This window comes from Catenovulum agarivorans DS-2, assembly GCF_000568405.1.
Taxonomy (GTDB): domain Bacteria; phylum Pseudomonadota; class Gammaproteobacteria; order Enterobacterales; family Alteromonadaceae; genus Catenovulum; species Catenovulum agarivorans_A.
Window position 1 is genome coordinate 1 of the sequence record NZ_ARZY01000070.1, and the last position, 5,036, is coordinate 5,036.

At 42.4% G+C, this 5,036-nt stretch carries 3 protein-coding genes; all 3 read right to left on the reverse strand.

Features of this window, described 5'->3' with window-relative positions:
- Positions 1-20: 20 nt before the first annotated feature.
- From DS2_RS19065 to DS2_RS19075, 3 genes are read right to left on the reverse strand one after another with little or no spacing between them, the layout of a single operon-like run.
- On the reverse strand, positions 21-3,965 hold the full coding sequence (locus tag DS2_RS19065) for a cobaltochelatase subunit CobN (RefSeq protein ID WP_051480029.1): 3,945 nt from the start codon (positions 3,963-3,965) through the stop codon (positions 21-23).
- 28 nt (positions 3,966-3,993) lie between these two features.
- Positions 3,994-4,299, reverse strand: coding sequence for a DUF2149 domain-containing protein (locus DS2_RS19070; protein ID WP_035016668.1), 306 nt, complete (start codon positions 4,297-4,299; stop codon positions 3,994-3,996).
- A complete protein-coding gene (locus DS2_RS19075) occupies positions 4,286-4,891 on the reverse strand; it encodes a MotA/TolQ/ExbB proton channel family protein (protein WP_035016669.1) in 606 nt (201 codons plus the stop codon). Before DS2_RS19075 ends, DS2_RS19070 begins: the two co-directional genes overlap by 14 nt.
- Positions 4,892-5,036 lie beyond the last annotated feature (145 nt).

Consider the following 5,036-nt stretch of genomic DNA (forward strand, 5'->3'; position numbering starts at 1 on the left):
CCTATTGACCTCGGGGAGGCTCATATGTGTTGGGTTTGTGCAGCAGCGGCAGCTTGCATTTGCTGTTGGTCGGCTATTTTCTTCGCGGCCATATCTTCCATGGTTTTAGCGTCTTGCAGTGGCTCTAAACCAAAGCCTTTAGCAAGCTGATTGGTATGTTCGCGCACAGCGTCGTTCATTACAATTAGGTCGTATTTCTCTACAAACTCTATGTATTTTTCGACTATAGATTTCAAGCGCTCGTCATCCGTTTGCCAATAGTCTTTACGCTCGGCTTCTAACATGCGCTCCATCATGCGTGCTAGCGCCGCAGGGTTTACTTGTTCAAACCATTCATCTAAGCCAATTTCTAGTTGGTCGTTTACGTAAATATCTACAAATTCGTCCCATTGGTCGTCACGCACTACATTTGGGTCAACCACTTGCCAACCCCAAAAGTTGTTTAAGTTACCCGCCATAGTTACAGCACCGCTATACCCTTCTTTTTGCATTTCAGTGATCCAACGTTTGTGAAAATTACGAGTACGTAACTCTTTGGCTAACATATCTGCAGCGCTTTCCATTTTTGCTTTGCTAGTATTGCGCAAATTGCTAATCAGCATTTCTGGGCTTTTGCCATCAATGTTACGAACAGCTAAGGCTAGCGATCCAAAATATTCAAATGGGTCGTCAGATGTGATCATGCCGTATAAGTTGGAAGAGCGCGCAAATAATGCGATATCGGTACCAGACAATTGTTTTGCATACAAATTAGCGACTTCTTGCCCCCAACGGTTTTTGTCTGCGCCAAAGTGTTTACCCATAGTAGCCAAATAGTTATCGGCTATTTTTTTGTCGGTTTCCCAAGTGTCACTTTGCATAATTGGCTCATCGACCCCAGAGCCATAGTCGCCAAAGGTGTTGGAGAAAATACGCACACTTGATAAATATTCAGCATCGTCTTCACTCATACCTTCAGCCAATAATTCACTTTTAACTTTTTGGCTATTTTTCCAAATTGGGTTGTTGTCTTCACGCAGCTCAGACAATTCTTTAATCGCTTTAGCCAACATTTCCATTACGTTTGGAAACGCGTCTCGGTATAAACCTGTTGCCGATAAAACCACGTCTACACGCGGGCGTTTAAGCTCGCTATACGGAATAATTTCTGTCCCTACAACTCGGCCATCTGGGCTCCATTTAGGACGAATACCCATAGCGTACAATGCTTGGCTTTCAAGCACGCCATAGTGACGCATGGCTTCTACTGACCACAAAGAAAACGCCAATTTATCTGGATATTGACCATGTTTTTTAAAGTAGTTGGCAAAAATTTCTTCTACTAATTCAACACCTTGTTGGTATGCTGCCTTGGTCGGTAAGCGAGATGGATCAAAACCTATCAGGTTGTAACCTGTCGGCAATGAGTCTGGGTTTCTAATTGGGTCGCCGCCATTTTTTGGTGAGATAAATTTGCCATTTAACCCTGCAACTAAGTTGTCGAGTTCTTGTATTCCAATCATTTTGTTGTAATACGTTTGGCCTTGCTCGACATACGGTAATAGCGTTTCTGGTAGCTCACTTTTATCTGCTTGGCCAACAATGTAGTCTCGTATGGTTTTATAACCTGCTGTTTCTGTGAGGTCTTCGTTGACTATATGCATTAAACCGTCATTAATTTCTGCATGTTCATCGTGATGCTCACCTTCATCGTGCTTATGCTCGTCATGGTGATGATGGTCATGCTCGTCTTCAACCTGATAATGTTCTTTTTCAAATTCAGATGCTGCAACTAGAAAGTCATTGCCCAGCATTTGCCCGACAGTTGAAATAATTAACCGCTGCTCTGCCAATTCGCCAAAGGTGTGTAAACCAAGTGGCTGATTAGTGGCGGCTAGTTCTTCTAAATAACTATGCAAGTCGTCTAAAAATTCATCGAAATTTTGGTTAATTTCAGCCAAGGTGTAATTTAAATCTTTGCAAAGATTTTCTTGTATACAGTAATCGATAATTTGCTGTTTGGTTTTTTCTTTCACACCACCAGTATCTATGTGTCTGTATTGATCAACCAAGGTATGCATATCTGCGGTCACACCTTGCAAGCCCGCTGCTGCAAATGGCGGCGTCATATGCCCGACGGTTATTGCATTACCGCGGCGCTTTGCTTGCATTGCTTCACCAACATCGTCCACTATGTATGGGTACATAATTGGCAAAGTACCGGTTGATAAATTCGCCCCATCGTAACGAGAAAGGCCGCGATCTTTACCGGGTAGATACTCGTGAGTACCATGGGTGCCAAGGTGGATAAATGCATCACTTTGCCAATATTCGCGTGCGTAATAATAGGCAGCTAGGTAATAGTGATTCATAGGTACTTTGGTGTCGTGATATAAACCTTGCTCTTTGTCTGCACTGTCACCACGTGGTGGTTGACGCATCACTAACATGTTGCCATTGCGAATACGTGGAATAATAAAGTAGTGCTGGCCATTGCGAATGGTCACCATAAAATTATCTTCTGGCTGACCCCATTTTTGATTAATGCTGGCGACAGTTTCAGCCGGTACGCTTGTCAGCCACTGTTTATATTCAGCTACTGGCAATAAATCGGCTAGGTCATCTTCTAACAATGCATCTAACTCAAAGTCTCGATAAAATGGATTTAAAATTCGTTCCACTCGGTCAATAAAATACTGGGCATCAACATTAGCGAGTTGATAACCTTCGTCGTGTAAACGCTGGCTGATGCTTTGCAGGCTTTCTGGTACGTTTAAGAACGATGCGCCCATGTCTTGGTCACCCCAAAACATGGTGGTTATTCTTTTGTCGGCATTGTCCATCCGAGCAAGTTTTGCGTAATTCAATGCTCGAGCGACTAAAAAATTCAATTGATAATCTATCACTTCTATTTGCTGTTTTTGATGGTTCATTGCCGCGACTATGGTTGGGTCAATGACCCCTGCTGATTCTGGTAAAACCAACATAAATGCCATCATGCCAGATGAAATACCTTCGTCACTTTTCTCCCAAGCTTGCTGATCACCATCATAGTAAGTTAATGCTTGCACAACAGGCACGCCAAACTTTTCAAACTCAACTTTTCGCTGGTTTGCCCAATGAATATTGCGAAAGTTTATGATTAAATCTACTTGTGTTTTTTGCCCACTAAGCACATCTGCCCGTGTTATTTCTGACTGCAATAAATGTGAATAGTCACCCGAACGTGGGCTTAATTCAAAGAAAAATGGAACAACGTACGCGCCTCTTGCCTCTAGTTTTTCTATGGTGGCATCTATCAATTGAGTTTGTTCTGTTTCAATGGCCGCGCGCTGAATTAGCATTGCAATTTTAATTTGTTGCGCTGTGGGTTTAGACCAGGCTTGATACTCGGTTAGTGAGTCTGCCATTAAGTTGGGTTGCTTGGGGTGATAAATACCCTGCTTTGGAAAAACTATCGGCTGAGCGACTGTAACTTGTTGATTATTTGACTGCTTAAAAACCTCAAACGCTAGGTAATTAAGCATGTTGGTTAAATTGGTACGTCCAGCATTTTGCCAATAACTCTGCAGGGTTTGTTGCTGCTTTTCGCTTAAACCTTTTTGTGCATTGGGGTTGTTTAGCCAGTTTAGCGCTAAAAATTTAGTTGAGTGTTTGGTTGATGTTGCAGCTACAGCTGGTAAAAAAGCTTCAAAGCTTTGTTTAGCAAATCGGCTAGAAACGGCATCTAATACCACTAACTGGTAGTTGGCAAATAAACTCGCCGCTGCGTTGACATCTTTAATATCTTTTGCTGATTTTTGTTCGATATCAAAATTGACGACGGAAGTGTCGGCAGCCGCCTTTTTTAGCAAGGTAACTTTAGCTTTGTTTGAGTGCGAAGCACTAACAAACAGTACCTTATGTGTTTGCGACTGGGCAACAAAAGGCAAATATGCGGCTATCAATGCCGTTAGAAGTAGTAGAGTCTTTATTGTTTTATTCATGGAGTTATCGTTTAAAAGTCAGTTAAGTTTATTCAGCTACGTAGATAATTGAGCCGTCAGCCATTTCATACGCTGTACCCGCTTTTTTACCTGTGCCACTGCCTGTTTGACCTTGGCTTTTAAAGCTTTCGATTTTGTTGCCTTTTTTGACGATAATTTCCATATCGTCTTTGCCTTCGTTTTTAATCACGGTGACATCTTCAGCCATAAAAGGGTTTAGCGGGTTTTGCGCAATCGCGATTAACAGCGCGGCAATCAGCACCAAAAATACGTCAACCAAGTTGACGACACTTAAAGCTGGATTAATTGCTTCGTCTTCATCAAGCAGCCGCATTGTTTTGCTCCGCGTGTGTTTGAGTTGCGTTGCCAGCTGTGTTGTGCTCGCTAGCCAAATTAGCGCGTGCATTTACGGCAACCAGTTCTTCGGCCAACCAACGTTTTTTCACGCTTGCGATCCAAAACGTAATTGAGGCGATAACCAAACCAAAAATAACTGCTGAGAAGGCAATAATGAGGTTTTCGCTAATACCTTGAATATCGCCATCGGCCAAGCTTTTAAGTGCAGGTCCCATGGGGATCATAGTGGCGATTAGACCTAACATTGGCGCAAGGCGGCTTACGTTACGTACACCTTCTAGTAATTTAAGCGCGGCGACGTCTAACTGGTCTTTATCAATTTTTTTGTTGTGATTAGCCAATTGGGCAATTGGATAACCTTGTAAGTTCTTTCCTGAAAATTGAGCAACATCCTTGCTGTTTACAAATTCACTAAAATGATTGTGGTTTTGTTTGCGCTGCCATGCTTGTGCTATACATTCACCAATAGCGAATAGGCTGTAGATGAATACTATAACGAGTAGGATTAGTACAGGTGCCATGAAAAAGTCTGACATCTGGTACATGATTTGTTCAATTTGGGTGATCATAATTTTCTTTTATTTTGCTTGTTAAGAGATTCGTGCAATATGCACACTAAGGGTGCTGATGCTCACTGCAAACCGCTGGAGACACACCACCAATAAAACGCAAACACGCATAAATCCGTATATGGACACCTTCACATGTGCAACC

Excerpts from the sequence above, each read along its gene's own strand:
- DS2_RS19065 (WP_051480029.1), bottom strand. The coding sequence starts at position 3,965 with ATGAATAAAACAATAAAGACTCTACTACTTCTAACGGCATTGATAGCC.
- DS2_RS19070 (WP_035016668.1), bottom strand. The coding sequence starts at position 4,299 with ATGCGGCTGCTTGATGAAGACGAAGCAATTAATCCAGCTTTAAGTGTC.
- DS2_RS19075 (WP_035016669.1), bottom strand. The coding sequence starts at position 4,891 with ATGATCACCCAAATTGAACAAATCATGTACCAGATGTCAGACTTTTTC.